We start from the raw sequence: 26,979 nt of genomic DNA, 5'->3' as shown, positions 1-26,979 counted from the left end.
GGGGATCACGCCGCGGCGCGGACCCGGGCGGCCCGTGATGACACGGTCAGGTAGCCGACGAACCCGATGATCGCGGCCGTCCACGCGAGCGTGACCGGCGACAGGCCGAGACCCAGGCCACCGCGGGTGTGGCTGACGGCCATCCAGTCGGCGAGTGAGGCACCGAGGGGGCGGGTGAGGACGTACGCGGACCAGAAGGCGGTCACCGGGCTGAGGGCGCCGAAGCGGTGGGCCAGGGCGGGCAGGCAGATACCCACGGCGAAGAGGGCGACCGAGCCCAGGTAGCCGAAGCCGACGGTGGCGGTGAGGTCGCCCGCGGCGGTGCCGAGCGCGAAGGTGGCCAGCACCGCCGCCCAGTAGAACCCTTCGCGGCGGCGGGTCCGGATCGTATGGATGGACAGAGTCCGCTCGCTCGCGTACCAGAGGGTGAAGACCCCGGCCAGTACGGCGAGGAAGGCCGGGGCCGACACCAGGTACGGCACGCCGAGGCCGACGTGCAGGACGTCGGCGGCCATGGTGCCGAACACGCTGACCATGACCACGGCACTCCAGTAGGCCCAGGTGACATAGCGGCGGAGCGTGAGCTGGACCGCCAGGGACGCCACGAGAGCGAGGGCGCCGAGCGCGACCGCCGGTATCGGGCCGAGCGTGCGGGCCAGCAGGTCCGATGCCGTCTCGCCCATACCGGTGGTCAGCACCTTGATGATCCAGAAGCCGACGGTGACCTCCGGCACCTTGTTCGCCAACTGGCGTGCGGAGATGAGGGGCCGGTCGTCGAGGACGTGCTCTGCGGTCATGATCCGCACGATGGCACGGCGAGCCTGAACACGACCTGAACGGTGTGCGGGGGTGGCCATGGGCAGGGCGGCAGGCAGATCGACCAGGAAACGCGCTCCCGGTGTGTGCCCGGGATCGTGGGACACCTCACCGCCGACGGAGCGGGCCAGCCGGCGCGCGAGTGGCAGCCCCAGGCCCGCGCCGTCGTGCCCGTCACCGGAGTCGGCGCGGCGGCCGGGCTGGAAGAGCTCGTCGAGGAAGGCAGCCGGTACGCCGGGACCGTCGTCGGTGACGTCGATGCGGACACCGTCGGGCAGTTGCCGCGCGGACAGGGTCACGGTGGAGCGGGCGTAGCGGACGGCGTTGGCCAGCAGCGGACTGAGGACCCGTTCGAGCAGGGCGGGCGCCACGCCCGCCTGGAGTCGTGGGTCCGGGACGTCGACCACGGTCTGCACCTGTTCCCGTGCGTCGAGGTTCTCGACCAGCCGGCACAGGACGGGCGCGACGGGGACGGCACCGACGGCCGTGGTGGTGTTCTGCGCGCTGTCGCGGGCGTCGTCGAGCAGGGTGTCGCAGATGGTGGACATGGACCGTGCGGCCTCCGCGATCACTTCATGGGTGGCGCGGGTCTCGGCGGCCGAGCGCGGGCGGGCCCGCCACCAGTCGAGCTCGACGAGGATCCGGGTGAGCGGCGTGCGCAGTTCGTGCGACAACTCCCCGGTCAGCTGCCGCTCGTGGCGCAGCACGGTACGGATGCGGTCCAGCAGCGCGTCCAACGAGGCGCCCAGGCGGGCGAGTTCGGTCGGCTGCTCCTCGGCGCCGAGACGTTCGTCGGAGCCGACCGCGCTCCACTGGGTAGCGCGGTCGGTCATGGTGCGTACGGGGCGCAGTGCTCGTCCGACGGCCAGGCGCGTCAGGACGTAGGTGCACGCGAGCATGACGGCGTCCAGGATCAAAGACCCCAGCAGGAGGGTGTCCGCGGAGTTGCGGTAGGGGGCGAGGTCCAGAGCCGTGACGACGGTGGCGGAACTGCGCTGCCCGGACACGGGCTGGGAGCACAGGCGGACGGAACGGGAGTTCCCGGTGTGTACGGTCCCGCACATCCCCCTGGCCCGGGCGGCGAGCCGGTCGGCGGCCCGGCTCAGGGTGCCGTCGGCCGTGGTGGACGGGGGCCTCTCCAGCAGCCGTGTCCCGGTGTAGATCCACACGCCGGCGTCGAGGACCCGGTCGTCGACGGTCTCCAGGACGCGTACCCGGGGGCCACCGGTGTCGAGCGTGGCGGCGACGGCGGCCGCGCGGTCGCGGAGTTCGGCGTCCGCCTGGTGCTGCAGGTACCGGTCCGTCACGGTGTTGAACGCGACGGTCAGGACGGCCATCAGGAGCGCGGCGGCGGTCAGCGCCACGAGCGAGAGCCGGCCGCGCAGGGTGCGGGGTGCCAGACGGCGCGGAAGCCGGTTCATGACAGCCGGTGCCCGATCCCGCGCACCGTGGTGAGACTCAGGCCGCTGCCTGCTTCGCGGAGCTTGCGGCGCAGTCGGCTCAGATACTGGTCGAGGGTGTTGTCACTGACCTGCGCGCCGTCCGGCCAGGCGGCTCTGACGAGGTCGCGGCGCGGCAGGAGGGCGCCTCCCGCGGCCACGAGCGTGGCCAGCAGGCGGAACTCCGTGGGGGACAGGTCGAAGGGGACTTCGCCGACTCGCGCGCTGTGCCGTGTCGGGTCCAGGACGAGGTCTCCGGCCGTGGCCACGGCTCGTGGCGTGGCACGTCTGAGCGAGACCCGCAGCCGGGCGACCAACTCGGCGAGGTGGAACGGCTTGGGCAGGTAGTCGTCGGCCCCGGCCGAGAAGCCGGAAAGCCGGTCGGTGATGTGGTGGCGGGCGGTCAGGAAGATGATCGGGGCGTCGAAGCCGCCCGCGCGCAGCGCCTGGCAGACGTCCCTGCCGTCCGCGTCGGGCAGCCCGACGTCCAGCACGACGGCGGCGATGTCGTCGCCTGCCAGCCGTACGGCGGTGGCGCCGTCGGCGGCGAGCACGGGCGCGAGGTCTTCGTCCAGCAGGGCGCGGCGCAGCACGTCACGCAGGGCGTGATCGTCCTCCACGACCAGGATCTTGTGGCGCATGGTTCTCCGTCGGGTCGTCGAGCGTGGGGTCGGTGGCGGGGACGAGCGATGCGGGCGCCCATCGCGCCGTCGCGCACAGGCACACTCCGAGCCACCCGGTGGCGAGCAACCAGCCACCGATGACGTCGGTGAACCGGTGCACGCCGGGATAGGCACGGGACAGACCCACCAGCACGGCCCAACAGCCGATGACGCCCGGAGCGAGACGGCACCGCGGGGGGCGCGCAGCGCGACCGCGACGATCAGCAGCCCGGCGGTGAGGGCCGCGGTGGTGGTGTGCCCGGAGGGGAAGGCCCAACCGCCGGCCGACGCAGCCCAGTCGGCAGGGAAGGGCGCGGCCGCTGGACGAGTGCCATCACCCCGTGGCGCAGCGTCTGCCCGGATCCCAGACAGCCGAGGCTCAGCACGGCGGCCCGTATCCGTTGCCGCACGGTTCGACCCGCGACCACGCCGGCCGACGCCGCGAGGACATAGGGGACGGCGCCGCTGCCGGTATCGGTCACCCCTCGGGCCATCGCCCGGGCCACGTCCGGGCGATGGCCGAGTGACCAGGTGAGGACACCGTCGTCCGCCCACAGCGGAGCGCGATCGTGGCCGATCACCATCAGGGTGAGGACGCCGAAAGCCAGACGGGCGCCGAGAGCGACGGTCCCGGCCAGGTCGGCGGCGTCGCGGCGGTTCACGACACGGGCCCGGAGACGGAGGGCTCGTCCCGCCCGGCCGTCACACCGTCGTCCGCCCTGGCGGACAGCAGTGGCCCGAGGCGGGTGGCGGCCACGCGCCGGGCCACGGGTACCGACCACTTCCTCAGCCAGAGCATCGACAGCAGCGCGACGAGCCCGCCGACCGCCATCCCCGCCACGACGTCGTGCGGATAATGCACGCCGACCCACACCCGGGAGATCGCCATCGCCACGGCCGCCATGCCCGCGACCGCCCCGAGCCGGTGCGAGACGAACACCAGCGCCACAGCGGCGGCGGCCGCGATCGCCGCATGGTTGCTGGGGAAGGACCAGTCACCCGGCGCCGGACACGCCTCCAGGGTCTTCACCCGGAGGCTCTGGCACGGCCGGTCCTCGCGCACCGCCGACTTCACCAGGGCGTCCACGCCGTATGCCGACACCACGATCACCGGCACCCCGAGGGCCGTCACCGCCGCCGCACCCCCGGCTCGTCGCGCGGACCACCAGCCGATGCCCGCGAGGACGGCGAACAGCGCGAGACCGTACGTCGACCAGAACGCCACCGCGCCGTCCAGCCAGCCCGGCGCATGCCGGGCCAGGCCCACCACGTCCAGGTAGGCGGAGCCGTCGACCGGCGCCCCGTCCAAGGCCATGATCACCCGCGTCCCTCCGGTCGGCACACCCACGTCCGGCTGAACCCTACGAGTTGTAGTAGTTCACGGCCGAAGCTCGGAGTATATCTCCTACAACTAGTAGGAGATCGCCGGGTAGTCTGTGCGGACGGACGGCGGACGGAGGGCATCCGGGTGGCGGAGCGAGGGGATGGCGGCGCCCGCGAGGCGTCCGGCAGGCGGGCCCGCGGCGAACTGGAGAGCGAGGTGCTCGCCGCGCTCTGGGCCGCCGAGGGCCCTCTGACCGCCGGCCAGGTCCGGGAAGCGCTGCCGGGCGACCTGGCCTACACGACCGTGCTGACCATCCTGTCCCGGCTGTACGACAAGGACATGCTGGTCCGGCACCGCGAGGGCCGGGGCTACGCCTACGAGCCGGCCCGCGACGAGGCGTCCCACACCGCCCAGCGCATGCACTCACTGCTGGAGGGCGGCTCCGACCGGGAGGCGGTTCTGGCCCGCTTCGTGTCGGAGCTGTCCGTGCAGGACGAGCACGTGCTACAGCAGCTGCTGTCCGGGCACGGCGCCCGTGTCGAGGACGATCGCCCCGGCGGGGGGTCGTGAGTCAGTGCTGATCAGCGTGTACGTCCCGTTCGCCGTCACCGCCGTCCTCGCCGTGCTGGCGCCCCGGCTGGCACCTCTGTTGCCTCCGCGTCCCGCTGCCTGGGCACTGGCCTGCGCCGCGCTCGTGACGGCGGTCGGCTGGGCGGGGTCCCTTGCCCTGCTGGCGTTCACCGGTGTGGCGCAGATCCCCGAGGTCGCGGAGGAGGGCCGCTGGTCGGTGGCCGCGTTGCGCGCCGAGGATCCGGTGTACCTGGTCGTCGCGGCCGGCAGTGCCCTGGTGCTGGCCGCGGGCACCGTCTCGCTGGGCGTGGCCGCCGTACGGCAGACGCGGCACGTCGTCCTGGCGCGGCGGGAGTGCGCCCGGCTGCCGCAGGAGACCGAGCTGGCGGTACTGGACGACGACGCTCCGATCGCCTTCGCGCTGCCTGGGAAGCCGGGGCGCGTCGTCGTCTCCCGGGGGATGCTGCGCTGCCTCGGCGACCAGGAGCGCGCCGCCCTGCTCGCGCACGAGCGAGCGCATCTGCGCGGCCGCCATCATCTCTTCCAGGGCCTGTGGCGGCTCGCCGCGGCCCTGAACCCGCTGCTGCGGCCGTTGGCCGTCGCGGGCGACTTCGTCCTGGAACGCTGGGCCGACGAGGAGGCCGCGGACCGGGTCGGCGACCGCACGGTCGTCGCCCACGCCGTCGGCCGTGCCGCCCTGGCGTCCGCCGGTGTGTCCCGCCCTGTGGCCCTGGCCGTGACCGGCGGGGTGGTGCCGCAGCGGGTGCGCGCACTGCTGGGCCCACCACCCCGACGCAGGAGCCTGCCCCTGGTGGCGGGCGCCGTCCTGCTGGCCGTGTGCTGCGCGAGCCTCGCCAACGCCGCGTCCGACAGCGACCGCATCATGGACAGCGCGCAGTGCGCGGCGCAGTCCCCGACCGCGAACGTACGGACGGCGGCGGGCCATCGGCACGGGCCCGAACTCTGCCGCGGTGTCCACGTCCGCCCGGAACTGCGGCGCTGACTCCGGCCCTCATGGGCGCGACTACGGCCCGAGTGGCCGGACGGCACTCGAGGGGTCTTTGCGCGCTGGGCGTACTCGGTCTGCCGCGCACCATCCGGCACTGAGACGGCACCGGCTTCGTCCCCCCTCCGCCCGCTCACGCAGGCCGCACAGCAGCGGGTCGAGGATCTGTGCACCCACATGACCCGTACCGAGGAGTCGCGGCCTCTGGCTCAGCGCCTCATGCGGACGCGGGCCACGGTGGCATCCGGACCAGTCGCCTCGTATGTGCCGGTCTCCGTCAGGAGGTCATGCCTCCCGTCGCGCGTCGATCTCGGCGATCAGGGCCTCGATGCGCTTCTGGATCTCGTCGCGGATGGGGCGTACGGACTCCACGCCCTTGCCCGCCGGGTCCTCCAGGGCCCAGTCGAGGTACTTCTTGCCGGGGAAGACCGGGCAGGCGTCGCCGCAGCCCATGGTGATGACGTAGTCGGACGCCTGCACGGCCTCGGTGGTCAGGATCTTCGGCTCTGCCCCGGAGATGTCGACGCCGACTTCCTTCATGGCCTCGACCGCGGCCGGATTGACCCGGTCGCCCGGGACGGAGCCGGCGGAACGGACCTCGACCCGGTCGCCCGCGAGGTGGGAAAGGAATCCGGCGGCCATCTGCGAGCGCCCGGCATTGTGGACGCAGACGAACAGCACGGAGGCGAGCGGGCTGGAGGACATCGGTTCTTCCTTCACGAGAGGCCAGGCTGTATCAGTCCAGAGTGATGTGAAAGTATCAGTCCATGCTGACGTCAGTCGACACTGATCTGATGCGGGTGCTCGCGGACCCGCTCCGCTTCCAGATCGTCACCCTGCTCGCCAAGGAGACGCTCTGCTCCACGCACCTGATCGAGGAGACGGGGGCCAGGCAGACCAACCTCTCCAACCATCTGAAGGTGTTGCGCGAGGCAGGGGTCGTGGAGACGGAGCCCTGCGGCCGGTTCACGTACTACCGGCTCAAGCCCGAGGTCATCGCCGCCCTTGCCGGTCAGTTCGCCGACCTCGCGGAGACCGCGCGCGCCACCGCCGACAACAACGTCAAGCGGTCCTGCCCCTGATCCGCGCCACCGTACGGCGACCCGCACCGAGGAGATCTTGTTGACCGCCACCGAGGCCACCGGCATCGCCGAGACCGATAGGAACGGGGAGTTCGCCACCACTCCACCCCCGGCCTCTCCGCTGATCGCGCGCGTCGCGGCCGAACTGGTCGGTACCGCGGCCCTGGTGGCGATCGTGGTCGGCTCCGGCATCCAGGCCACCGAGCTGACGAAGGACGTCGGGTTGCAGCTGCTGGCCAACTCCACGGCCACCGTCTTCGGTCTCGGCGTCCTGATCCTGCTGCTCGGTCCGGTCTCCGGCGCGCACTTCAACCCTGTGGTCACGCTGGCCGAGTGGTGGAACGCCCGCCGCGGCGGCGCCGGTGTCGCCGCCCGCGAGGTGGCGGTCTACCTCCCGGCCCAGGTCATCGGCGCGATCGCGGGCGCGATACTGGCGGACGCCATGTTCGGCGAGCCGCTCGTGAAGTGGTCCACGCACGACCGCTCGGCCGGTCACCTGTTGCTCGGCGAGGTGGTGGCCACCGCCGGCCTGATCCTGCTGATCTTCGGCCTGGCCCGCGCGGACCGTCTGCGCTTCGCACCGGTGGCCGTGGCGTCGTACATCGGTGCCGCGTACTGGTTCACGTCCTCCACGTCCTTCGCCAACCCGGCCGTGACCATCGGCCGTGCCTTCACCGACACCTTCGCGGGCATCGCGCCGGGCTCGGTCGCGGGCTTCATCGGCATGCAACTGGTCGGTGCGGCGGTCGGTCTGGCGCTGGTGTCGCTCATCTTCATGCCCGGTCGCACAGCCGCCGAGTGAGCTGATTCGAGACTGACGCCGCCGGGGCCGATCCTGCTCACGACAGGGTCAGGCCGGGGTCGGTGCCATCGTCAGCAGCTTGCCCATCGCGGCCAGGACCGACGGCTCGACCCGGTAGTACACCCAGGTGCCGCGCCGCTCGGAGGTGAGGAGTCCGGCCTCCTTGAGCTTCTTCAGGTGGTGGGAGACGGTCGGCTGGGAGACGCCGACGTCGGAGATGTCGCACACGCATGCCTCACCGCCCTCGTGCGAGGCGACCGCTGAGAACAGCCGCAACCGCACGGGATCACCCAGCGCCTTGAACATCCGGGCGGCCGTCTCGGCCTCCTCCGCCGTGAAGGGGCGCTCGGTGACGGGAGGGCAGCACGGCGCCACGGATTCGGCGGCGGGTTCCAGCAGCGGCAGCACCTTCGTATTCGACATGCGTCTATGTTGACACAGGTCGATCTTAAATTCGATGAATGTCTATGTTGACGCTTGTCGAATCAGGTGCCATGCTGGCCGGACCAGGCATCGATGAACGTCGAAACAAGTGTCGAAACAACGGGAGCCCTCGTGAGCGCGTCCACCACCGACCAGCTGCCCGTCGTGGTCATCGGAGCAGGCCCTGTCGGCCTGGCCGCCGCCGCGCATCTCGTCGAGCTGGGCATCGAACCGCTGGTTCTGGAAGCGGGCCCCTCGGCCGGCACCGCCGTACAAGCCTGGGCGCATATCCGGCTGTTCTCGTCCTGGGCCGAGGTCACCGACCCGGCCGCCGAAAAGCTCCTCGCCCCCACCGGCTGGACCCGCCCCGACGGCGCGACCTACCCCACCGGCGGCGCCTGGGTCGAGCAGTACCTCCAGCCGCTCGCCGATGTCCTCGGGGACAAGGTCCGCTACGGCACCACTGTGACCGGCGTGGCCCGGGCCGGCCGCGACCGGATCGTCGACTCCGGCCGTGACGAGCAGCCCTTCACCGTGCACATCGACAACGCGCACGGCAGTGAGGAGCGAATCACCGCCCGCGCCGTCATCGACGCCTCCGGTACCTGGTCCACGCCCGGCCCCGCGGGCGCGAACGGCCTGCCCGCCCTCGGCGAGAGGTCCGCCGCCGACCGCATCTCCTCCTACGTCCCGGATCTGAACGACCCGTCGATCCGTGCCCGTTACGCCGGCCGGCGCACGGCGGTCGTGGGTTCCGGCGCCTCCGCCTTCACTGCCCTCGGGTATCTCGCCGATCTGGCCGAGGAGGAGGGCGACGGCACACACGCGGTGTGGATCCTGCGCCGGGGGATCACCGGTTCGACGTACGGCGGCGGTGAGGCCGACCAGCTCCCCGCCCGCGGTGCCCTCGGCCTGCGCGCCAGGGCGGCCGTCGAGAACGGCCACGTGAGCGCGGTCACCGGGTTCCGTACGCGGGCGGTGGAGCGTGCGGGCGACCAGCTCGTCCTGGTCGCGGACGACGGCCGCCGCCTGGACCCGGTCGACGAGGTCATCGTCCTGACCGGCTTCCGCCCCGACCTGTCGTTTCTCTCCGAACTCCGCCTCGGCCTGGATGACCGCCTCCAGGCCCCGACCGCGCTCGCCCCGCTGATCGACCCGAACGTGCACTCCTGCGGCACGGTCTACCCGCACGGCGTGAACGAGCTCTCCCACCCGGAGAAGGACTTCTACCTGGTCGGCATGAAGAGCTACGGCCGCGCACCCACGTTCCTGGCGATGACCGGCTACGAACAGGTCCGCTCCATAACCGCCGCGATCGCCGGCGACCAGGAGGCCGCCGAGCGCGTCGAACTGACCCTGCCCGAGACCGGAGTGTGCGGCGGTGCGGGCCTCTTCGACGACGCCGGCCCCGACGCCGACGCCGCCCGGAGCGGTGCCGGCGGAGGCTGCTGCGGCACCCCGGCCTCGTCCGGCGGCTGCTGAACCACGCACGCTCACCAGGAGGTTCGCCATGTCCCGCATGCAACTGGCTCTCCGCGTCCCCGATCTGAAGGCGTCCGTCGCCTTCTACAGCAAGCTTTTCGGCACCGAACCCGCCAAACTCCGCGACGGCTACGCCAACTTCGCCCTCACCGAGCCTCCGCTCAAGCTCGTCCTGATCGAAGGCTCGGCGAGCGAGGCCACACGCATGGACCATCTCGGCGTAGAGGTCGAGACGACCGATGCGGTCCACGCCGCCACCACCAGACTGGCCGAGGCAGGCCTGGCGACCACTGAGGAGAACGACACCACCTGCTGCTACGCCCGCCAGGACAAGGTCTGGGTCCACGGCCCCGGCCGGGAACCCTGGGAGGTGTACGTCGTGAAGGCCGACGCCGACTTCCTGGCCAAGCGGCAGGGCAGTACCTGTTGCTGAGTTCCGGGCGCGCTCAGTGATCAGTCCAGCGACGGGTCCAGCTCTGGAGCCGCGTCGAGTGCCACGAGTGCCGCCGCCAGCTGCTGTTGCGACGCCTCGCAGAGCGCACCGCCCTGGACCGCGGTCACGAGTTCGCCGGCGAGCCGATGAAGCTTGGTGTTCGTGTTCTGGGAGACGCGGACCAGTACGGTCCAGGCGTCCTCGGGGCTGAGCTTGAAGGAGGCCATCAGGATGCCTTTGGCCTGGTCGATGACGGGACGCGTCGCCATGGCCCGGCGCAGTTGATCGACCTCGTCGCGGAGTTCCTGCGCCTCGCGGTTCAGGGCACGCTCCCATGCGGACGGCGCCTGGTGGTCCGGTTCGAACAGCGGGCGGGTCCCGGTCGCGGACAGCAGCCATCGCACGGCGGGACTGGCGGACCGTATGGAGAGCGTCTTGCCGCTGTCCAGGGCATGGCGCCTGGCGGCGAGCAGGACATTCAAGCCGGAGCAGTCGCAGAAGGCCGCGCAGCTCAGGTCGAGGTCCACACCCCGAGTGCTGCTCCCGACGGCCTTAAGGAGCGCGGCTTCCAACGCTTGGTCCGTGCTGATGTCGAGCTCGCCCCGAACGGTGACGAGCACTCGTTCGCCCAGGGCCACCGCATCGATCGTCAGATCCTGCACCGCGGCGGGTCCGGTCGGTGACATGTGCGTGATCATGGTGCTGTCCTGGTGAGGCTGCCGGAGCGCGCGGCTCCGGTGGGGACATCCACTGCTCCGTTTCCCAGGTTGCGGCCTGAGGCCTAACCCGTCAAGAGATACCGGAAATGTATTTCCGTCTTTTGTGTACGTGAATTGGGAGTCCTATGCTGGTGGGTATGGGAGACGCGCCTGAGCCGCACAGCGGCTGGACCTTTCTCACCAGCCATGCCCGGGTCCTGGCTGCGATCGCGCACAACCACACAACCCGCATCCGAGACATCGCCGCCCACTGCCGTCTGACCGAACGCGCGGTGGGGAGGATCATCTCCGATCTGGAAGCCGGCGGGTATCTCACCCACACACGCGAAGGCAGATCCAACACGTACCGCATCCGATCGGGAACCACCTTGCGTCACCCGGCGGAGTCGGGGCTGGCCGTGGCGGAGCTGCTGACACTGCTGGCCGACCACGACGCACGGCGTCACGGTCCCCTCGGTGACAGTGAGCGAAGCGGCCCAGGCCGGGAGGGCGCCGACGCGTAGTGAACACCCACACGGGAACCCGGCCGAGGAACGGTGTCTGCGGTGACCGACGGGTTCACTTGGCTGGGCGACTCCGGCCCGAGGACGTAGGCCGTGCCGCCCTTCGCGGCCGGCGTCGCGGCGATCAGATGGTGGCCAGCCGGCGTTCCTCGTCGGGGACGGCGGCAGGAGCCCCGCAGTCGCGTCGGTCCCGTCGGCCGGGCGACCAGCCAGAAGTGGAGGTGGGCGATGCCGCCGAGGCCGGGCACCGCCCGTTCCGCCCGCTGGAGGGAGAGGGGCCGAGTTCGGCCGTGTGCTCGGCGGGCAGGTCGGAGAGGTCGTAGTGGCGGCGGCTGGAGCAGGGCGACCGTCGGCAGCCGGGACTCGGCGCCGGCCGCGTCCCGTCACTGCGCCCCCCGTCACCGCGAACCGGCAGGGCACGGACGGCCTGCCGCACCTGCCTCAAGCCGGGTCTGACTCGGAGCTCCTGAGGAGTTGAGGCGGCGACGGCGATGGGCAGTCAACCATGGGTGACGTGCCCCTGGGGCACACCCTTTCGGACAGGCACGGATGTCGGCGATCAACGGAGCATGCATGACGACGGACAAGGGCACGGCGGAGCAGGACGCGGGCATCGAGGTGAACCCGGTCGCCGGGCACATCGGAGCCGAGATCACCGGGGTCGATCTGACCGACGACCTGGACGCCCCGGTGGTCGCCGCGATCCGGGCCGCGGTGCTGCGCTGGAAGGTGGTGTTCTTCCGCGGGCAGCAGCTCGACCACACCGGACACGTGGCCTTCGCCCGGAAGTTCGGTCAGCCCATCAGCCTGCGCAAGCGCGGCGGTGCCTCGCCCGCGGGCTTCCCGGAGGTGGAGACGACCGCCGACCGCCTGGAGCTGGGCGGGAAGTTCGGCATGGAGCACGAGGAGTGGTTGCAGCGCCGACGGCACACTCTGCTGCGCGGCTGGCACTGCGACCACGGTGCCCGGATCGACCCGCCCGCCGCGACGATCCTGCGCGCCGAGACCGTCCCGCCGTACGGCGGTGACACCCAGTGGTCCAACCTGGCGGCCGCCTACGCCGGACTCTCGGGCCCCGTACGGGAGTTCATCGACGGACTGCGCGTGGAGCACCGGCTCGGCGTCGGCTACCAGCCCCGGCCCGGCGACGACGCGTACGTACGGCACCTGCTGGACCATCAGGTCGCCTCGCTGCACCCGCTCGTGCGGGTCCACCCCGAGACGGGCGAGCGGATCCTCTACGTCAACGGCTACTACGTGGAGCAGATCGCCGACCTCTCCCGCGCCGAGAGCCGGGCGATCCTCGACATGCTCCTGGAACAGGCGGTACGGCCCGAGTACACGGTCCGTTTCCGCTGGGAGCCCGGCAGCGTGGCCTTCTGGGACAACCGGGCCACCATCCACCTGGCCCCCAGCGACAACGCCCACCTCGGCTTCCCCCGGACCATGCACCGGGTGATGCTCGCCGGTGACGTGCCGGTGGGGGTGGACGGCAAGCCGTCGGAGGCGATCACCGGGACTGAGGCGGGGCAGTGGTGAACCGGCCCGCCGAAGCGCCGGACAGGCCTGTGCGGCTTCGGGGCGGTGGGGGTCGTGGTGGTGTCCATGGCCGGCCGCGGCTCCGTTGCCGACCGGTTCAGGGAGGTCGGGCGGGCACCGCGGTACCCGAGGGCGAGCCCCGGCGTATCGGCACCCCTCCGGCTCACCGAGAGACCTACGCGGTCGGCTTCCACCCCAGCGTCGGCCCCAGCCTCGTCGCCATGTCCGTGAGGATCTGCACATAGTCCTCGTGCTCGAAGGTGAACGGCAGCGCGAACGCCACCTCGTCCACCTCGCGGAACGCGGCGTGTGCGTGCAGCCGTTCGGCGATCTCCTCCGACGTGCCGACGATGTCCGGCGCGAACATCAGCCGGGCCGGACCCTGCGGTGCGGCGGTACGAGGGGTGCGCTTCGCCGCGTACTCCTCGTACCGCGCCCGCTGCTCCGGCGACGCCGAGTCGGTGGGGATGACGACGAGCCCCTGGGACACCCGGGCCTGCTCACCGTCGGGGTGGGCGGCGCGGAAGGCGCGGATGTGCGCGAGCTGGATCTCCGCGAAGTCGTACGGGCCGTCGGGGTCCTCCGCCTTGACGACGCTGCTGGTCAGGAAGTTCATGCCGTGCTCTCCCGCCCATCGGGCCGAGCTCAGGCTGCCCCCGCCGTACCAGAGCCGTCGGCCGAGCCCGGGGGAGTGCGGCTGCACCCGGTCCGAGAAGACCTCGAAGCCCTGCACCCCGCTGAAGTCGCTGGCGGGCTTCCCGCGCACCAGGTCCAGCAGCCGGCGCACCCGCTCGTAGGAGAAGTCCTCGGCGCCGGCCGTGTCCGGGTACAACGCTCCCTTGACCTCGTCGAAGTGCATCGGCGGGCCCACGCTGACGCCCGGGTTCACCCGGCCCCCGGACAGGATGTCCACCGTCGCCAGGTCCTCGGCGAGGCGCAGCGGGTTCTCCCAGCCCAGCGGGATGACCGCGGTGCCGAGCTCGATGCGGCTGGTCCGCTGGGAGGCCGCCGCCATGACGGCGACGGGGGAGGAGATGCCGTACTGGAGATGCCGGTGGCGCAGCCACGCGCTGTCGAAGCCGAGCCGCTCGCCCAGCTCGATGATCTCCAGCGTGGACTCGTGACCGCGCCGCGGGTCCGCCTCGTCGAACAGACCGATGGTCAGGAAGCCCAGCTTGCGCAAGGGGCGTGAGGTCGGCGGCACGGGCTCCTCCGTAGGTGTTTGACGAATCAACTAGTACGGCAGTGCCAACCCGCCCGCCCCACGCGATGTTCCCCTTCCGCACTGCCCGCGGGTCAAGACCGGGTCAGGGGAATGGTCACCTCGTCCTCGACCGGCGGGTCCAGCTCCTGGGCGAGGTTGCCGGTGGCCGCGAAGCACCGCAGGCGCACCGCCTCCGGTGTGACGTCCAGGCGCAGGAAGCACTTGAAGAAGGGCGGGCTGTAGGTCGCCGAGCTCGGTGAGAACAGCTGCGTGTAGATCTTGCGCACCGGGAGCCGGAACCGCGAGGTGCGGTCGGGGCGGCCGCCCGCCCCCAGGAGACTGGCCACCAGGCGGGTGCGGAAGGTGACGCGGGCGGGCTCACCGGGGACACGGGTGGGCGGGATGCCGAGCCGCTCGGCGATCACCGCCGTGGCCTCGGCATCGGTGAGGGTGAAGAACCGGCGCAGGTGCAGTCGGCGGCCGTAGAGCCTGCTGTAGAAGGCCAGGGAGTCGCCGCGCAGCGGATAGCAGCGGAAGTCCTTCTCGGTGACGTTCGCGACCGAGATGTGCGGGATGGTGTGGGTGGCGTGCATGAAGGCGCCGCCGCCGCCCGAGACGACGTACTGGATGGTCCGGCCGTCCACGTCGACCGGATAGCGCTGGTAGTTGTGGATGTCGCCGCCTATCGACGCGACGAAGTGGTGCTCCGGGTCGCGCACGATCTCGTCGACCGTGCCGCCGCCCTCGATGGGACAGGGGTGGTGTTCACCGTCCACGTAGAGGGGTGAGCCCGTGATGAGGATCTTCGGGCGGGGGCCCTGGGCGACCTCGCGCAGCCAGGCGCCCTGTTCGGCGTCAATGGTCCCGAGCAGCCCGGTGTCTATGCCGATGATCCGCAGCGGGCCCGCGTCCACCGCCCAGTACGGGCCCGGCTGGACGGCCTGTTGGGCCCGGGCCGGGCGCAACAGGCGTGCCTCGTCGAGGTGTTGACCGTCGTCGGCGCGCGGGCGATGCCACAGCAGGGAGCGCAGCCAGGCTCGGGTGAGGGGGCGCGGGGCGGGCTCGGGCGCGAGGGGAGGGGCGTCGTCGCAGAAGACGCGCATGAAGGCGCCGAGGTCTTCGTACCAGTCGTGGTTGCCCGGTATCGCGTAGATCGGCGCCGGATAGTCCTGGTAGGGCCGGAAGAACTTCGTGTCGTAGTCGTCCGCGCTGCCCACCGGGTAGATGACGTCGCTGGCGACGACCGCGAACCTCGTGTCCTGACTGATATTCAGAAAGCCTGGTACAACGGCGTATTGGGGGTCGTCGCCCTCACCCGTGTCGCCGATGACCATGAAGGAGAACGTGTCCGGGTCCGCTCGCCGGATCACCTTGTCGGCGGGCGCGCCGGCCGCCGCGCGCTGGGCCACCCAGCGGCTTCGGGTACGGCCCGTGGGGTCCCCGAACCAGGAGGCGACCACGCCGTTGCGGGCGGCCCACAGCGTCTTGGGGTTGAGCCACGAGATCTTCTCGACCTTGGGCGGCATCAGCTGCTTGTACTCGCCGAGTCGGGTGGAGCCCCAGCCGGCGCCTTCGGCGGTATCGCGTGAGGAGTCAGACACCGGTGCACCGTAACAACGATCTAGAACCGGTCGGGAAGGGGGAGTGCCGCACGGCACCACCCCTCCCGGAAATCACCGGATCTGTGGGGAGTCGGGGAGTGTCCCCTCACCTCTGGGGGCTGCGCGGTGCGGCCCACTGGGGATCCAGCGGGGTGCGGGCGTGCTCGACGCGGCTCTCCTGGTTCTCGAAGAGCGAGTCGGGTCGCGGCGCGGTGCGCCCGGTCGCGGCGGACAGACGGTTCCAGTCGCCGTCCCCGAGCACCAGCAGCGGGTCGAACATCACGACCACGCCTGCCAGTATGAGGAAGATCACCGGCCCGACGAGCATGGGCAGCAGCAGGGAGTTGGGCGAGTCGCCCGCCCACGAACCGCCCACCTTGCTGTGCACATGGACGCTGACCGCGGCCATCCCCGTGTAGTGCATCCCGGAGACGGCGACGCCCATGATCAGGCTGGCCCCGAGGCTCATCATGAATCCGCGGATCGTGACGGCCGCCCACAGCGCCGCGGTCGCCGCGACGATCGCGATCACCACGGAGAGCCCGACCACGAACGGGTCGTACTGGACCGTCCCGTTGAGGTGCAGTGCCGCCATGCCCAGGTAGTGCATGGCCGCCACGCCGAGCCCGGTGACGATGCCCGCGAAGGCCAGGTTCGGGGTGCTGGCGCCCCGGTAGCCGACGATGAACACGCCGATGCCCACGACGACGATCGCCACGGCGAGACTGAGCACCGTGAGCCCGACGTTGTAGCGGATGCGGGTCTCCACGACATGGAACCCGATCATGGCGATGAAGTGCATCGTCCAGATGCCGCAGCCGATCGACGCGGCGCCGAGCCCGAGCCAGCCCGCCTTCCACGACTGGTTGCTGAGCAGGGTGCGCACGATGCACCGCAGCCCCAGAGCCCCACCTAAGCACGCCATCACATAGGCGGCCACCGGTGTCACGGCCCCGTAGCGGAACCCGTCAACCGTTCCTTCCACTTGCCAACTCCCCCCAGAGCAATGGCTGATCCTGGGGGAAGGGTTACTGTTGAGGATCGTTCAAATCAAGGCCTTACCGCAGGTAAGCAGCGGGCTCTCGAATAACGCGGATGAACTCGGGCCACAAGAGGGCGTCTTCCGGCCAGGTGGCGCCATGTGGAGGGCGTGCGTGGCAGAGTTGAGGATTTTGAGGAAAACGGGTTGCAGGGCCGGTTGTGGTTCGTGAACGATCGCCGTCCGTGACGAGTACCCAACAACTTCCCTCCGCCGTGCGCCCGCTGGCCCTGGTCACCGGCGTGGGCCGCACCGTCGGCATCGGCGCCGGAATCGCGCGACGGCTCGCGGCCTCGGGGTGGGACATCGCCTTCACCTACTGGAACCCGTACGACGCCCGCATGGCCTGGGGCACCGAGCCCGGCGCGACCGAGGCGATCGACAGGGCCCTGGCCGAGCAGGGCGCGGCCACCGCCGCGATCGAGGCCGACCTCGCCGACCCCGACACCCCGGCCCGGGTCCTCGACGAGGTGGAACGACGGCTCGGTTCCGTGACCGCGCTGGTGATGTGCCACTGCGAGTCCGTCGACTCCGGTCTGCTCGACACCACCGTCGAGAGCTTCGACCGGCACTTCGCCGTCAACACACGCGCGACCTGGCTGCTCATCCGCGAGTTCGGCCGCCGCTTCACCGCCGAGCACGGCACCGGCCGCATCATCGCCCTCACCAGCGACCACACCGTGGGCAACCTGCCGTACGGGGCGAGCAAGGGCGCGCTGGACCGCATCACCCTGGCCGCCGCCCATGAACTCGCCCACCTCGGCGTGACCGCCAACGCCATCAACCCCGGCCCCGTCGACACCGGTTGGATGTCCGAGGAGATTCGGGCGCACTGCCTCGACGCGACCCCGCTCGGCCGCCTCGGCACTCCGCAGGACACCGCCCACCTGGTGGACTTCCTGTGCTCCCGCGAAGGACAGTGGGTCAACGGGCAGCTACTGAAGAGCAACGGCGGCTTCGAGTAGGCCTACTCCACCCCGTGGCCCGCCGTTGATCCGCCTGCGCATACCTTGCGTCACGCGAAGAACTTGCCCAGCAGCGGCAGCACCAGGGGGCTCCGCCGCAGGACGGCCATGTGCGAGGTGCCGGCCAGAACGGCCAACTGTGCGTCGGGGATGAGGCGTTGCATCTCCGCCGCGTGCTCCACACGTACGAAGTCGAGGCCGTCGATGAGCAGCAGGGCAGGTGCCCGCAGTCCGCGCAGGTCGTCGGCGCTCCAGGGCAGCGGGCGGGGGCCGTCGCGGAGACCTTGGCGAGGAAGCCCTGGAGTGCCCGGGATCGGGTGCGGTCGCCGCGTAGGCGTCGGCCATCGCGAGGAAGTCCGCCTGGCTGGGCAGCCGGGGCGAGGTGCAGTCCGGGACGCGGACCTCGTCGTGGACACCGTCCTGGGTGTACGGGCCGGCGGCGAGCGCGAGCCGTCCCACGCGCTCCGGGTGCCGGACCGCGATCTCCAGGGCGGTCAGTCCGCCGAGGCTGAACCCGAGGAGGTCGGCCTGCTGGATACCGAGTTCGTCGAGAAGCGCCACCACGTCGGACGCCAGCTGCGGCACCGTCATCTCACGGTCGCGTCGGCGGTGTGGCCGTGCCCCTGGAGCTCGGGAGCCACGACACGCAGATCGGCGGCCAGGGTTCCCGTCATGGTCGGCGCCGTCATCACATCCGTTCTGCGGGGTTCGTATGTGAGGAACACCTGACGGAGGCGCCGAACTCATCGCCGCGAGCCTGGGAGAGGCATCGTGTCTCAGTCGTACTCGTCCGGCAGCCGCAGCGCCGGGCCGCCGACCTGGAGCCCGAGCGGGGTCGCGCGGTCCTTCGGCTCCTCCCACTCCTCCTGACGGCCAAGCGCGGTGAGGTCGAGGTAGGGGTAGCCGTTGTGGAACTCCTCGATGCCCCGGCCGAACGTGGAGTACGTGTGGAAGACCTCGTCGCCGACCCGCAGGAAGGCGCTGATGCCCGGCCAGTCCCCGCGCATGCTCTCCGACCAGGGCGTTCCCGCCTCGGCGAGCTCGGCCTCGGAGCGGTGGAAGATCTGCACCGGGGCCACCCGGTCGTCGACGGTCGCGTGGAAGTCGTAGTTGAAGTCGCTGCCCGCCGAGGAGTACCAGGGGAACGACCAGCCCATCCGCTCGCGGTACGCGGCGAGTTCGGCGTACGGCGCCCTCGTCACCGCGGCCAGTGAGGTGCCCCGGACGTGCAGCTGCCGCAGGTTGCCGATCTGGTCGGCCGCGGAGGAGCAGCTGGGGCAGCCGGTGTCCCGGGGGCGCTCGGTGCCGTCGGCGTCGACGTCGAAGGTCCACATGAAGTGATGCACGACCAACTGGGGCCGCCCCTCGAAGAGTTCGAGCAGGCTCACCTCACCGTCCGGGCCCTCGAAGGCGTACGGCTTCTCCACGCGGACCATCGGCAGCCGCCGCCGAGCGGCGTTGACCCGGTCGCGGGCCCGGGTGACCTCCTTCTCCTCGGCCAGCAGCTCCTTGCGGGCGCGGAGCCACTCCTCGCGTGAGACCACCTCGGGCAGACGAGTCGACATATCGATCCTCCCGGTCGCTGTCAGCCGCTCTTGCGAGACAGGGTGGGGGCACGGCCCCCACCTCCAGCTTGCGCCGAAGCGGGGGAGCCGGCGAACGTGCACCCCGTCACGGCTTGCGGGCGAGTCCGCCGTGCTCGGCGACGAGCTGCGGGGTGGGGGAGCCGGGCTCCGGGCGCCACTGCGTGACGGAGACGACTCCGGGTTCGACGAGGTCCAGGCCGTCGAAGTACCGGGTGATCTCGTCGACGGTGCGCAGGTTGTACGGGACGGCCCCGCTCTTGTTGTAGGCGTCCTGGGCCTGCTCGAAGACCGGGTCGATGCCGAGCGACCCGTCGTTGACGCAGAGGTGACTGCCCGAGGGCAGGGCGGACATCAGCCGGGTGACGATCGAGCGGGCCTGGTCGTGGTCGGCGACATGTCCCAGGATGTTGCTGAGGATGAGCCCGACCGGGCGCTCGAAGTCCAGGGTCTCGGCTGCGGCCGCGAGGATACGGTCCGGATCCGTCGCGTCGGCGTCGATGTAGGCGGTCGCGCCCTCAGGGGTGGAGTAGAGCAGGGCGCGGGCGTGGGTGAGGACCATCGGGTCGTTGTCGACGTAGACGATCCGGGACTCGGGGGCGATCTGCTGGGCGACCTCATGGGTGTTCTGGGCGGTCGGAAGGCCGGTGCCGACGTCCAGGAACTGCCGGATACCGGCTTCGGAGACCAGGTACGTGATGGTGTGGCGCAGGAAGGCGCGGCTGCCGCGGGCAATGGTGACGATGCCGGGGAAGACGTCGGTGTAGGCGTCGCCGGCCGCCTCGTCGACGGGGTAGTTGTCCTTGCCGCCGAGCCAGTAGTTCCAGATACGGGCGGAGTGCGGCACCGAGGTGTCGATCTTCGGGTGCTCCGCTGCGGTCATGAGTCGGGTCCGTCCTTCAGGCGGTGCGTCGGTCGTCCATGGCACAACCTACGTCCGAACGCCCGCCGCTCGCCTGTCAGTTCGGATTTTTCGGTCGGGCGGGGCCTTCGCTCCGATCGCCGACGGCGGACGCGGCTCTCAGCTGCCGCGACGCGTCCGGGCCGCCCGGCGGGCCTCGGCGAGCCTGCGGGCCTCGTCGGCCTTCCGGGACTTGCCGCCGGTGCCGCGGGAGGTGTCCTTGCTGGTGCCCAGGCCGCGGAAGGGCGCGTTGGTGTTCTTGGGCCGGGGTCCGCCGTCGAGCGGGGTGCCCGAGGGGGCCTTGGCTCCGGTGATCCGGCTCAGCTGCGCCTCGCCCGAGCGCACCTTGGTGACGGTCGGCTCGATACCGGCCTCGGTCATCACCCGGCTCGTCTCGCGCCGTTGGCCCGACAGCACCAGGGTGACGACCCGGCCGGACTCGCCCGCCCGGGCGGTGCGGCCCGCGCGGTGCAGGTAATCCTTGGGGTCGGTGGGCGGGTCGACGTTGACGACGAGATCGAGGTCGTCGATGTGCAGCCCGCGGGCCGCGACGTTGGTCGCGACCAGGACGGTGACCTGGCCGTCCTTGAACTGGGCGAGGGTGCGGGTGCGCTGCGGCTGGGACTTGCCGCTGTGCAGGGCCGCGGCGTGCACCCCGTTGGCCCGCAGATGCCGGGTGAGCTGGTCGACGGCGTGCTTGGTGTCCAGGAACAGCAGGACCCGGCCGTCGCGGGCGGCGATCTCCGTGGTGACGGCGTACCGGTCGGGGCCGTGGACGACCAGCACGTGGTGGTCCATCGTGGTGACCGCGCCCGCGGACGGGTCGACCGAGTGGACGACGGGGTCGTGGAGGTACTGACGGACCAGGTGGTCGACGTCGCGGTCCAGGGTGGCCGAGAACAGCATGCGCTGGCCGTCGGGACGTACCTGGTCGAGTGCCTCGGTGACCTGCGGCAGGAAACCCAGGTCGCACATCTGGTCGGCCTCGTCGAGAACGGCGATCCGGACCCGTCCCAGGCCGCAGGCCTTGCGCTCGACGAGGTCGTGCAGTCGCCCCGGAGTGGCGACGACGACCTCGGCCCCCTCGCGCAGTGCGGCGATCTGCCGGCCGATCGACATGCCGCCGACCACTGTGGCCATCCGAAGGCGGAGTGCCTCGGCGTACGGCGCGAGCGCCTCGGTGACCTGCTGGGCCAGCTCCCGGGTGGGCACCAGCACCAGGGCGAGGGGCTGCTTCGCCTCCGCGCGCCGCCCGGCCGTCCGTGCGAGCAGCGGCAGACCGAAGGCGAGCGTCTTGCCCGATCCGGTGCGGCCACGCCCGAGGACGTCGCGTCCCGCGAGAGCGTCGGGCACAGTGGCCGCCTGGATCGGGAAGGGCTCGTGCACACCGAGTGAGGTGAGGGTGCGCAGCAGTTCGGCCGGCAGTTCCAGGTCGGCGAAGGAATCTACCGAGGACTGGGTGGGGTCGGGGTGGTCCATGAACAGCCTTCCGCAGCGCGCAAATGTCAGATGCTAACACAAAGTAACGACCCAGTCGGCTCTCTAGTATCGAACATGTGTTTCATTCGTGGGTCCTGTGGAAGGAAGTCCGCATGGCCCCCACCACCCTCCCCGAACAACTCGTCCGCACCCTCCGCTTCACCCGAGGCGCCCCTGAGCGGTTCACTGTCTCGTCCGACGGCGCAACCGTCCTGTTCCTCCGCGGCCGCACGGGCGACGACCCGGCCACCTGCCTGTGGGCGCTGGATGTCGACTCCGGAAGGGAACGGCTGCTGGCCGATCCCGTCCGGTTGCTCACGAGCGGGCGTTCCCCGCGAACGTCCGGCATCGAGGCGTACGACACCGACGCGGCGGGCGGTGTCGTCGCCTTCGCTCTGGCCGGCGCGCTCTGGAAGCTGGACGTGGGCAAGGGGGAGCCCCGCCGTCTGCCCGCGGTCGGCCCGGTGGAGGACCCCCGGCCCGATCCGACCGGGCGCCGCATCGCCTACGTGTCGCACGGTGCCCTGCGTGTGGCGGAAGCCGATGGCACCGCGGATCGCGCCGTGGCCGAACCGGACGCCTCCGGCGTGGAGTTCGGGACCGCCGTACACACCGCTGCCACCTCCCTCGACGGTACCCGGGGGCACTGGTGGTCCCCGCGCGGAGGCCAACTGCTGTTCGCCCGGACGGACTTCACGCAGGTTCGGCCCTGGCCGACGGCCGAGCCCGCCGACCCGGCGGTGTCACGCGCCGCCCTGGCCGGGACGCCCAATCCCGACGTGACGCTGTGGCTCTCCGGCCCCGACGGGCCTCCGGTGCAGGTGAGTTGGGATCGCGGGGCCTTCGAGTACGTGGTCGGCGCCGGGTGGGACCCGCACGGGCCCTGGGCCCTCGTTCAGTCCCGCGACCAGCGCTCCGTCCGGTTCCTGGCCGTGGACCCGGGCGACGGACGGACGGCCGTCCTGGACGAGCAGCACGACTCCTGCTGGGTGCAGCTCGTTCCCGGACTGCCTGCCCGCACCCCGTCCGGCGCGCTCCTCGTCCATCGCGACCTCGGAGGAACCCGGCATCTCACGCTGGACGGAACTCCCGTCACCCCCGGGCGACTTCAGCTGCGGGCCGTGCTCCGCGTCGACGGCGACGACATCCTGTTCACTGCCTCCGACGACCCCACCGAGACCCACCTGTGGAGCTACGGCCCCAAGTCGGGCCTACGGCAGGTGAGTTCGGGTCCTGGTGTCCACTCCGGCGTCTCGCGCGGCGGCACCCTGGTCCGGGTCACCCGCGACACCGAGCGGACCGGCGGCCGGGCCGAGGTGCTGCGGGCTGGTGAACCGACCGTCCCCGTCCTGTCGTACGCCGAACGCCCGGTGCTCGGCGTCCACGCGCAGCGGCTCGTCCTCGGCCCCCTGGAACTGCACGCCCGGCTCCACTTCCCCTCCTGGCATCGCCGGGGCAGTGGACCGCTGCCGGTCCTCGTCGACTCGTACGGCGGAGCGGGCCACCAACGTGTCACCGCCGAACTGGACTGGCGGGTCCTGCTGTCGCAGTGGTTCGCCGAGCAGGGATTCGCGGTGCTCACCACCGACGGCCGTGGCACACCGGGCCGCGGGCCCGACTGGGAACGCGAGGTGTACGGCGATCTGTTCGGGCCCGTCCTGGACGACCAGGTCGCCGCGCTGCACGAGGCCGCCCGCCGCCACCCCGACCTCGATCTCGGCCGGGTCGCTTTCCGTGGCTGGTCCTTCGGCGGCGCACTCGCCGCCCTGGCCGTGCTGCGCCGCCCCGATGTCTTCCACGCCGCCGTGGCCGGCGCCGGGGTCACCGACCAGCGGCTCTACCACGCGCACTGGCGGGAGCGGTTCCTCGGCCATCCCGACGCGTTCCCGCAGCGGTACGAGGCCTGCGACCTGCTCCTCGACGCGCCTCGGCTGGCCCGGCCCCTGCTGCTGATCCACGGCCTCGCAGACACCAACGTCCCGCCGGTCAACACCTTCCGCCTCTCGGAGGCCCTCAACGCGGCGGGACGTCCGCACGAACTCCTGCTTCTGCCGGGCATCGGTCACCAGCCGATCGGCTCGACGGTCACACGGGAGCTGCTGGACCGCCAAGTGCGGTTCCTGCGGCGCCACTTGGGTGTCGTCGAGCCGACGGAGGTCCCAGCCGACATCCAGCCAGGACGTTCGTCCTAGAAGGTGCGCTTGAGCAGATCGAGCAGTGCCGTCCAGTGGCGCTCGTCGCCCTCGGCGTCGTACGCGGAGGTGTCGGCCTGGGTGTAGCCGTGGTGGGCGCCGGAGTACACCTCGCAGCGGTGGCGGATCCCGGCCTCGGTCAGCGCCGCTTCGAGGCGCTCCACCTGCTCGGGCGGCATCGACGGGTCCTCGTCGGCGTGGCCGAAGTACAGCTCGGCGGTGACGTGCTCGGCCACCAGGTGCGGGCTGTCCGGAGCGTCCGTCGCCAGGCCGCCGCCGTGGAAACCGGCCGCCGCGGCCACCCGGTCCGGATAGGCGCCGGCGGTGCGCAGGGCCAGCCGGGCGCCCAGGCAGTAGCCCGTGAGGGCGACCGGGCCGTCGGCGACCTCGGAGCGGTCGGCCAGCCACCGCAGATACGCGCCCGCGTCCCGGACCACCAGGTCGGGCGTCAGCGCCTGCATGACCGGAACGATCTGCTCGAAGATCGCAGGCCGTGCTTCGGGCTCGATGAACTCGGGCAGATCGAAGACCGGTGAACGGCCGTGCCGGTAGAACACGTTGGGCACGAGGACCGTGTAACCGGCCTCGGCGAGCCGGTCGGCCATGGACTCGAGCTGCGGCCGCAGCCCGAACGCGTCCATGTAGAGCAGGACACCCGGCCTCGGCAGCCCGTCGCCCGGGTGAGCCAGATAGGCGTCGGCGACACCGTCCTCGGTGGGGATGTCGACGGCGGTTCCCGATACGGAGGTCATGGGGGTTTGCCTCTCTGCGCAATGCGGTGGCGAGCAGCTCGCCGACCCGGCGGAACCGGGCCGGGCACATGCTTGCACGCACCATCCAACGGGTCGGCGCGGCCCCCGCCCGCTTGAGCTCGGCTTTACTCGAACCGGCTGGTGTCACCCGCTCCGTGCCGCACGATCTCCGCCTCACCGTCGGAGAAGTCGATCACCGTCGTCGGTTCGGTGCCGCAGTCCCCGGAGTCGACGACCGCGTCCAGCACATGGTCGAGGCGGTCCTTGATCTCCCAGCCCTGGGTCATCGGCTCCTCTTCGTCGGGCAGGAGCAGAGTGCTCGACAACAGCGGCTCCCCGAGCTCGGCGAGCAGCGCCTGGGTGACGACATGGTCGGGGATGCGCACGCCGACCGTCTTCTTCTTCGGATGCTGGAGCATGCGCGGCACCTCCTTCGTCGCCGGGAGGATGAACGTGTAACTGCCCGGCGTCGACGCCTTGATCGCGCGGAACACGTCCTTGTCGACCCGTACGAACTGGCCGAGCTGCGCGAAGTCCTGGCAGACCAGGGTGAAGTGGTGCCGGTCGTCCAGGTGACGGATGGTCCGGATCCGGTCGATGCCGTCACGGCTGCCCAGCCGGCACCCGAGCGCGTAGCAGGAGTCCGTCGGATACGCGATCAGCGCGTCCGACCGGATGCTCTCGGCGATCTGGGAGATGGTGCGGGGTTGCGGGTTGTCGGGGTGCACGTCGAAGTACTTCGCCATCCGCCGAGCTTATGCTGTCGCGGTGGGGCGACGACGCAGGCCGGGGGAGTGGCGGCCGACCGCCCACCGGGCTCCGGCCGCCGTACGGTTCTGCGCCGGGTTGCGTCTCCCCCAAGGGGAGACCGCAGGATGAGGGCATGGACGACGGCGGCACGCTGCACTCGATCGGTGAACTGGCCCGGCAGACCGGACTCACGGTCAAGACGATCCGGTTCTACTCCGATCACGGCATCGTGACTCCCGCCGACCGCACCCACGCCGGCCACCGCCGCTACGCCCCCGGGGCCGTCGCCCGGCTCGCCTTCGTACGGACCCTGCGCGAACTCGGCCTCGGCCTGGACGTGATCCGGCAGATCCTCGACCGCGAACTGGCCCTGGACGAGGTCGCCGCACAGCATGCCGCCGCCCTGGACGCGCAGATCGCCATCCTGCGTCTGAGGCGAGCGGTGCTCACCGCCGTGGCACGGCGCGGGCCCACTCCCGAGGAGACCCACCGCATGCACGAACTGGCCCGACTTCCCGAAGCCGAACGCAGGCGCCTGGTCGACGACTTCCTCGACGCCGTGCTCCAGGACCCCGGCACCGAGGCGATCCGTAACTCCATGACACCGCACCTGCCCGACCGCCCCACGGAGGAACAGCTGGAGGCCTGGGTCGAGCTGGCCGAACTGACCCTCGACCCGGACTTCCGGACCGGCCTGCGGCGCATGGTGCGGGCCCTCCGCCTCGACGGCTCCGCACCCCCGCGCCCGGACGTCGTGGCCCTCGCCCGAGAACACGCGGCACCCGCCCTCGACGAAGGGATACCGCCGGAGTCACCGGAGGCCGACGCCGTCGTCACCGCCCTGACCGCGCACTGCGCCCGCACCCTGGACCGCCCCGACGACACCGCACTGCGCCATCACCTGCTCGACCGCCTGGAAACCGCCCACGATCCGCGCAGGGACCGGTACCTCGAACTCCTCGCACTCGTCAACGCATGGCCCGCACCGGCCCGCCTCGCCCCAGCCGTCGCGTGGTCCACCACGGCGTTGCGTGCGCGGACGGCCCGGTGACACCGACTCGGCACAGACACCGGCCGAGGCCGACAGCGCCGATCACCTGCGTTCCGGACATGGACCGGACCGTCGTACGGCTTCACGCTCCCGGCACCGCGTCGGCCCCGGCCCTGACACTGCGCCCCTGGCGTCCGGAGGACGCGCCGGAAGCCGCGCTCCTGCACGAGGACGACGTCCTGCGGCGCTCGATCAATTCCGTCGTGGACGACGAGGCGGATGCGGTGCGGTGGGTGCGGGTCCAGCAGGAGGGCCGGCGCACGGGCGACCGGTTCGCCTTCGCGGTCGTGGAGGCAGGGCCGCTCCAGGGGCACCGGACCGATGGCGGACCGCTCATAGGCCACGCCGTCCTCAAGCGCCCCGCGCCCCGGAGACCCGTCCGCCGAGGTCGGCTACCGGACCGCGGGACACGCGCGCGGCAGGGGAGTCGCCCCGCGCGCCCTCGACGCGCTGACCTCCTGGGCCTTCGCCACCTTCGCCGAGGACGGGCTCGTACGCCTCGAACTCCGGCACCGGACGGACAACACCGCCTCCTGCCGGGTGGCCCGGAAATGCGGATACCCGCTCACCGCCCTCCTGTGCGCGGCTCCACCGCGGTTCCCGCTCGACGCACACCTGCACACACGCACCCTTCACACCTGACCGCGTCCGGCCGAGCGTCC

The 26,979-nt window shown here is 71.4% G+C and carries 25 protein-coding genes and 4 pseudogenes; 12 read left to right on the top strand and 17 right to left on the bottom strand.

Annotated features, from left to right (window positions below):
* Nucleotides 1-5 precede the first annotated feature (5 nt).
* From AB0D34_RS28660 to AB0D34_RS28640, 5 genes and pseudogenes are all read right to left on the bottom strand, one after another.
* Nucleotides 6-797, bottom strand: a complete 792-nt coding sequence (locus AB0D34_RS28660) for a hypothetical protein (RefSeq protein ID WP_362666399.1) — start codon at nucleotides 795-797, stop codon at nucleotides 6-8.
* Between the two features lie 69 nt (nucleotides 798-866).
* A pseudogene (locus tag AB0D34_RS28655) lies at nucleotides 867-2,237 on the bottom strand (HAMP domain-containing sensor histidine kinase); the annotation flags it as partial.
* On the bottom strand, nucleotides 2,234-2,896 hold the full coding sequence (locus tag AB0D34_RS28650; RefSeq protein WP_362666292.1) for a response regulator transcription factor: 663 nt from the start codon (nucleotides 2,894-2,896) through the stop codon (nucleotides 2,234-2,236). The gene AB0D34_RS28650 and the pseudogene AB0D34_RS28655, both read right to left, overlap by 4 nt.
* Nucleotides 2,850-3,579 (bottom strand): annotated as a pseudogene (locus AB0D34_RS28645) (phosphatase PAP2 family protein). The gene AB0D34_RS28650 and the pseudogene AB0D34_RS28645 overlap by 47 nt, the downstream one beginning before the upstream one ends.
* The gene (locus AB0D34_RS28640) at nucleotides 3,576-4,238 is read right to left on the bottom strand and encodes a phosphatase PAP2 family protein (protein ID WP_362666397.1); all 663 of its coding nucleotides are present in this window, start codon (nucleotides 4,236-4,238) and stop codon (nucleotides 3,576-3,578) included. Before AB0D34_RS28640 ends, AB0D34_RS28645 begins: the two are co-directional and overlap by 4 nt.
* Before the next feature lie 147 nt (nucleotides 4,239-4,385).
* Between AB0D34_RS28640 and AB0D34_RS28635 the strand changes: the two genes are divergently transcribed.
* Nucleotides 4,386-4,811 (top strand): BlaI/MecI/CopY family transcriptional regulator, encoded by a 426-nt coding sequence (locus AB0D34_RS28635; protein ID WP_362666290.1) that lies wholly within the window; start codon nucleotides 4,386-4,388, stop codon nucleotides 4,809-4,811.
* Between the two features lie 4 nt (nucleotides 4,812-4,815).
* Nucleotides 4,816-5,814, top strand: coding sequence for a M56 family metallopeptidase (locus AB0D34_RS28630; RefSeq protein ID WP_362666288.1), 999 nt, complete (start codon nucleotides 4,816-4,818; stop codon nucleotides 5,812-5,814).
* Between the two features lie 288 nt (nucleotides 5,815-6,102).
* Here the strand turns inward: AB0D34_RS28630 and AB0D34_RS28625 are convergent, their stop codons facing one another.
* Nucleotides 6,103-6,522 carry an arsenate reductase ArsC gene (locus AB0D34_RS28625; RefSeq protein ID WP_362666285.1) on the bottom strand — a complete coding sequence of 140 codons (420 nt, stop codon included), beginning with the start codon at nucleotides 6,520-6,522 and terminating at the stop codon, nucleotides 6,103-6,105.
* 62 nt (nucleotides 6,523-6,584) lie between these two features.
* Between AB0D34_RS28625 and AB0D34_RS28620 the strand changes: the two genes are divergently transcribed.
* Complete coding sequence (locus AB0D34_RS28620; RefSeq protein WP_362666283.1) at nucleotides 6,585-6,899, top strand: metalloregulator ArsR/SmtB family transcription factor; 315 nt, start codon at nucleotides 6,585-6,587, stop codon at nucleotides 6,897-6,899.
* Nucleotides 6,900-6,963: 64 nt separating this feature from the next.
* Nucleotides 6,964-7,701: an aquaporin gene (locus tag AB0D34_RS28615; RefSeq protein ID WP_362666394.1), complete on the top strand. Its 738-nt coding sequence runs from the start codon at nucleotides 6,964-6,966 to the stop codon at nucleotides 7,699-7,701.
* A gap of 48 nt (nucleotides 7,702-7,749) precedes the next feature.
* Here AB0D34_RS28615 and AB0D34_RS28610 read toward each other — a convergent pair whose 3' ends face one another.
* A complete protein-coding gene (locus AB0D34_RS28610; protein WP_362666280.1) occupies nucleotides 7,750-8,124 on the bottom strand; it encodes a metalloregulator ArsR/SmtB family transcription factor in 375 nt (124 codons plus the stop codon).
* A gap of 132 nt (nucleotides 8,125-8,256) precedes the next feature.
* On the opposite strand from AB0D34_RS28610, the gene AB0D34_RS28605 reads away from it, so the two are divergent.
* Together AB0D34_RS28605 and AB0D34_RS28600 are read left to right on the top strand one after the other, a co-directional pair.
* Complete coding sequence (locus AB0D34_RS28605; protein ID WP_362666278.1) at nucleotides 8,257-9,606, top strand: NAD(P)-binding domain-containing protein; 1,350 nt, start codon at nucleotides 8,257-8,259, stop codon at nucleotides 9,604-9,606.
* Between the two features lie 28 nt (nucleotides 9,607-9,634).
* The gene (locus AB0D34_RS28600) at nucleotides 9,635-10,039 is read left to right on the top strand and encodes an ArsI/CadI family heavy metal resistance metalloenzyme (RefSeq protein WP_362666275.1); all 405 of its coding nucleotides are present in this window, start codon (nucleotides 9,635-9,637) and stop codon (nucleotides 10,037-10,039) included.
* A gap of 20 nt (nucleotides 10,040-10,059) precedes the next feature.
* Here the strand turns inward: AB0D34_RS28600 and AB0D34_RS28595 are convergent, their stop codons facing one another.
* Nucleotides 10,060-10,725, bottom strand: a complete 666-nt coding sequence (locus AB0D34_RS28595) for an ANTAR domain-containing protein (RefSeq protein ID WP_362666273.1) — start codon at nucleotides 10,723-10,725, stop codon at nucleotides 10,060-10,062.
* Nucleotides 10,726-10,895: 170 nt separating this feature from the next.
* Here AB0D34_RS28595 and AB0D34_RS28590 point away from each other — a divergent pair, with 170 nt between their 5' ends.
* Entirely contained in the window at nucleotides 10,896-11,261 is a 366-nt protein-coding gene (locus tag AB0D34_RS28590) for a helix-turn-helix domain-containing protein (protein ID WP_362666270.1), read from the top strand.
* Between the two features lie 573 nt (nucleotides 11,262-11,834).
* A complete protein-coding gene (locus AB0D34_RS28585) occupies nucleotides 11,835-12,800 on the top strand; it encodes a TauD/TfdA family dioxygenase (RefSeq protein ID WP_362666268.1) in 966 nt (321 codons plus the stop codon).
* A 175-nt stretch (nucleotides 12,801-12,975) separates the two neighbouring features.
* Here the strand turns inward: AB0D34_RS28585 and AB0D34_RS28580 are convergent, their stop codons facing one another.
* From AB0D34_RS28580 to AB0D34_RS28570, 3 genes are all read right to left on the bottom strand, one after another.
* Nucleotides 12,976-14,004, bottom strand: coding sequence for an LLM class flavin-dependent oxidoreductase (locus tag AB0D34_RS28580; RefSeq protein ID WP_362666266.1), 1,029 nt, complete (start codon nucleotides 14,002-14,004; stop codon nucleotides 12,976-12,978).
* Nucleotides 14,005-14,096: 92 nt separating this feature from the next.
* Nucleotides 14,097-15,605: a metallophosphoesterase gene (locus AB0D34_RS28575; protein WP_362666264.1), complete on the bottom strand. Its 1,509-nt coding sequence runs from the start codon at nucleotides 15,603-15,605 to the stop codon at nucleotides 14,097-14,099.
* A 106-nt stretch (nucleotides 15,606-15,711) separates the two neighbouring features.
* On the bottom strand, nucleotides 15,712-16,590 hold the full coding sequence (locus AB0D34_RS28570) for an MHYT domain-containing protein (protein ID WP_362666262.1): 879 nt from the start codon (nucleotides 16,588-16,590) through the stop codon (nucleotides 15,712-15,714).
* 239 nt (nucleotides 16,591-16,829) lie between these two features.
* On the opposite strand from AB0D34_RS28570, the gene AB0D34_RS28565 reads away from it, so the two are divergent.
* Nucleotides 16,830-17,609 carry an SDR family oxidoreductase gene (locus tag AB0D34_RS28565; RefSeq protein WP_362666260.1) on the top strand — a complete coding sequence of 260 codons (780 nt, stop codon included), beginning with the start codon at nucleotides 16,830-16,832 and terminating at the stop codon, nucleotides 17,607-17,609.
* Nucleotides 17,610-18,041: 432 nt separating this feature from the next.
* On the opposite strand, the pseudogene AB0D34_RS28560 reads toward AB0D34_RS28565, so the two are convergent.
* The 4 genes and pseudogenes from AB0D34_RS28560 to AB0D34_RS28545 form a co-directional block, all read right to left on the bottom strand.
* A pseudogene (locus AB0D34_RS28560) lies at nucleotides 18,042-18,200 on the bottom strand (alpha/beta fold hydrolase); the annotation flags it as partial.
* 185 nt (nucleotides 18,201-18,385) lie between these two features.
* On the bottom strand, nucleotides 18,386-19,174 hold the full coding sequence (locus tag AB0D34_RS28555; protein WP_362666258.1) for a DUF899 domain-containing protein: 789 nt from the start codon (nucleotides 19,172-19,174) through the stop codon (nucleotides 18,386-18,388).
* A 106-nt stretch (nucleotides 19,175-19,280) separates the two neighbouring features.
* Nucleotides 19,281-20,075: an SAM-dependent methyltransferase gene (locus tag AB0D34_RS28550; protein WP_362666256.1), complete on the bottom strand. Its 795-nt coding sequence runs from the start codon at nucleotides 20,073-20,075 to the stop codon at nucleotides 19,281-19,283.
* A gap of 138 nt (nucleotides 20,076-20,213) precedes the next feature.
* Entirely contained in the window at nucleotides 20,214-21,572 is a 1,359-nt protein-coding gene (locus AB0D34_RS28545; protein ID WP_362666254.1) for a DEAD/DEAH box helicase, read from the bottom strand.
* Between the two features lie 113 nt (nucleotides 21,573-21,685).
* On the opposite strand from AB0D34_RS28545, the gene AB0D34_RS28540 reads away from it, so the two are divergent.
* Nucleotides 21,686-23,764 (top strand): prolyl oligopeptidase family serine peptidase, encoded by a 2,079-nt coding sequence (locus AB0D34_RS28540; protein WP_362666251.1) that lies wholly within the window; start codon nucleotides 21,686-21,688, stop codon nucleotides 23,762-23,764.
* Here the strand turns inward: AB0D34_RS28540 and AB0D34_RS28535 are convergent.
* Together AB0D34_RS28535 and AB0D34_RS28530 are read right to left on the bottom strand one after the other, a co-directional pair.
* A complete protein-coding gene (locus tag AB0D34_RS28535) occupies nucleotides 23,761-24,516 on the bottom strand; it encodes a dienelactone hydrolase family protein (protein WP_362666248.1) in 756 nt (251 codons plus the stop codon). The genes AB0D34_RS28540 and AB0D34_RS28535 overlap by 4 nt on opposite strands.
* 125 nt (nucleotides 24,517-24,641) lie before the next feature.
* Complete coding sequence (locus AB0D34_RS28530; RefSeq protein ID WP_362666246.1) at nucleotides 24,642-25,262, bottom strand: L-threonylcarbamoyladenylate synthase; 621 nt, start codon at nucleotides 25,260-25,262, stop codon at nucleotides 24,642-24,644.
* A 137-nt stretch (nucleotides 25,263-25,399) separates the two neighbouring features.
* Here AB0D34_RS28530 and AB0D34_RS28525 point away from each other — a divergent pair, with 137 nt between their 5' ends.
* Both AB0D34_RS28525 and AB0D34_RS28520 read left to right on the top strand, forming a co-directional pair.
* Nucleotides 25,400-26,317 carry a MerR family transcriptional regulator gene (locus tag AB0D34_RS28525; protein WP_362666243.1) on the top strand — a complete coding sequence of 306 codons (918 nt, stop codon included), beginning with the start codon at nucleotides 25,400-25,402 and terminating at the stop codon, nucleotides 26,315-26,317.
* Between the two features lie 59 nt (nucleotides 26,318-26,376).
* Nucleotides 26,377-26,959: pseudogene (locus AB0D34_RS28520) on the top strand (GNAT family N-acetyltransferase).
* Nucleotides 26,960-26,979: the final 20 nt, after the last annotated feature.

Source organism: Streptomyces sp. NPDC048420, assembly GCF_040651535.1.
GTDB lineage: Bacteria > Actinomycetota > Actinomycetes > Streptomycetales > Streptomycetaceae > Streptomyces.
The sequence above is the reverse complement of the archived record's forward strand: the minus strand, read 5'-3'. Positions and strand labels throughout refer to the sequence as shown.

What these genes read in the sequence shown, in the direction of transcription:
- AB0D34_RS28660 (WP_362666399.1), bottom strand. Translation starts at nt 797, where the DNA reads ATGACCGCAGAGCACGTCCTCGACGACCGGCCCCTCATCTCCGCACGC.
- AB0D34_RS28650 (WP_362666292.1), bottom strand. Translation starts at nt 2,896, where the DNA reads ATGCGCCACAAGATCCTGGTCGTGGAGGACGATCACGCCCTGCGTGAC.
- AB0D34_RS28625 (WP_362666285.1), bottom strand. Translation starts at nt 6,522, where the DNA reads ATGTCCTCCAGCCCGCTCGCCTCCGTGCTGTTCGTCTGCGTCCACAAT.
- AB0D34_RS28620 (WP_362666283.1), top strand. Translation starts at nt 6,585, where the DNA reads ATGCTGACGTCAGTCGACACTGATCTGATGCGGGTGCTCGCGGACCCG.
- AB0D34_RS28610 (WP_362666280.1), bottom strand. Translation starts at nt 8,124, where the DNA reads ATGTCGAATACGAAGGTGCTGCCGCTGCTGGAACCCGCCGCCGAATCC.
- AB0D34_RS28600 (WP_362666275.1), top strand. Translation starts at nt 9,635, where the DNA reads ATGTCCCGCATGCAACTGGCTCTCCGCGTCCCCGATCTGAAGGCGTCC.
- AB0D34_RS28595 (WP_362666273.1), bottom strand. Translation starts at nt 10,725, where the DNA reads ATGTCACCGACCGGACCCGCCGCGGTGCAGGATCTGACGATCGATGCG.
- AB0D34_RS28590 (WP_362666270.1), top strand. Translation starts at nt 10,896, where the DNA reads ATGGGAGACGCGCCTGAGCCGCACAGCGGCTGGACCTTTCTCACCAGC.
- AB0D34_RS28585 (WP_362666268.1), top strand. Translation starts at nt 11,835, where the DNA reads ATGACGACGGACAAGGGCACGGCGGAGCAGGACGCGGGCATCGAGGTG.
- AB0D34_RS28555 (WP_362666258.1), bottom strand. Translation starts at nt 19,174, where the DNA reads ATGTCGACTCGTCTGCCCGAGGTGGTCTCACGCGAGGAGTGGCTCCGC.
- AB0D34_RS28550 (WP_362666256.1), bottom strand. Translation starts at nt 20,075, where the DNA reads ATGACCGCAGCGGAGCACCCGAAGATCGACACCTCGGTGCCGCACTCC.
- AB0D34_RS28545 (WP_362666254.1), bottom strand. Translation starts at nt 21,572, where the DNA reads ATGGACCACCCCGACCCCACCCAGTCCTCGGTAGATTCCTTCGCCGAC.
- AB0D34_RS28540 (WP_362666251.1), top strand. Translation starts at nt 21,686, where the DNA reads ATGGCCCCCACCACCCTCCCCGAACAACTCGTCCGCACCCTCCGCTTC.
- AB0D34_RS28535 (WP_362666248.1), bottom strand. Translation starts at nt 24,516, where the DNA reads ATGACCTCCGTATCGGGAACCGCCGTCGACATCCCCACCGAGGACGGT.
- AB0D34_RS28530 (WP_362666246.1), bottom strand. Translation starts at nt 25,262, where the DNA reads ATGGCGAAGTACTTCGACGTGCACCCCGACAACCCGCAACCCCGCACC.
- AB0D34_RS28525 (WP_362666243.1), top strand. Translation starts at nt 25,400, where the DNA reads ATGGACGACGGCGGCACGCTGCACTCGATCGGTGAACTGGCCCGGCAG.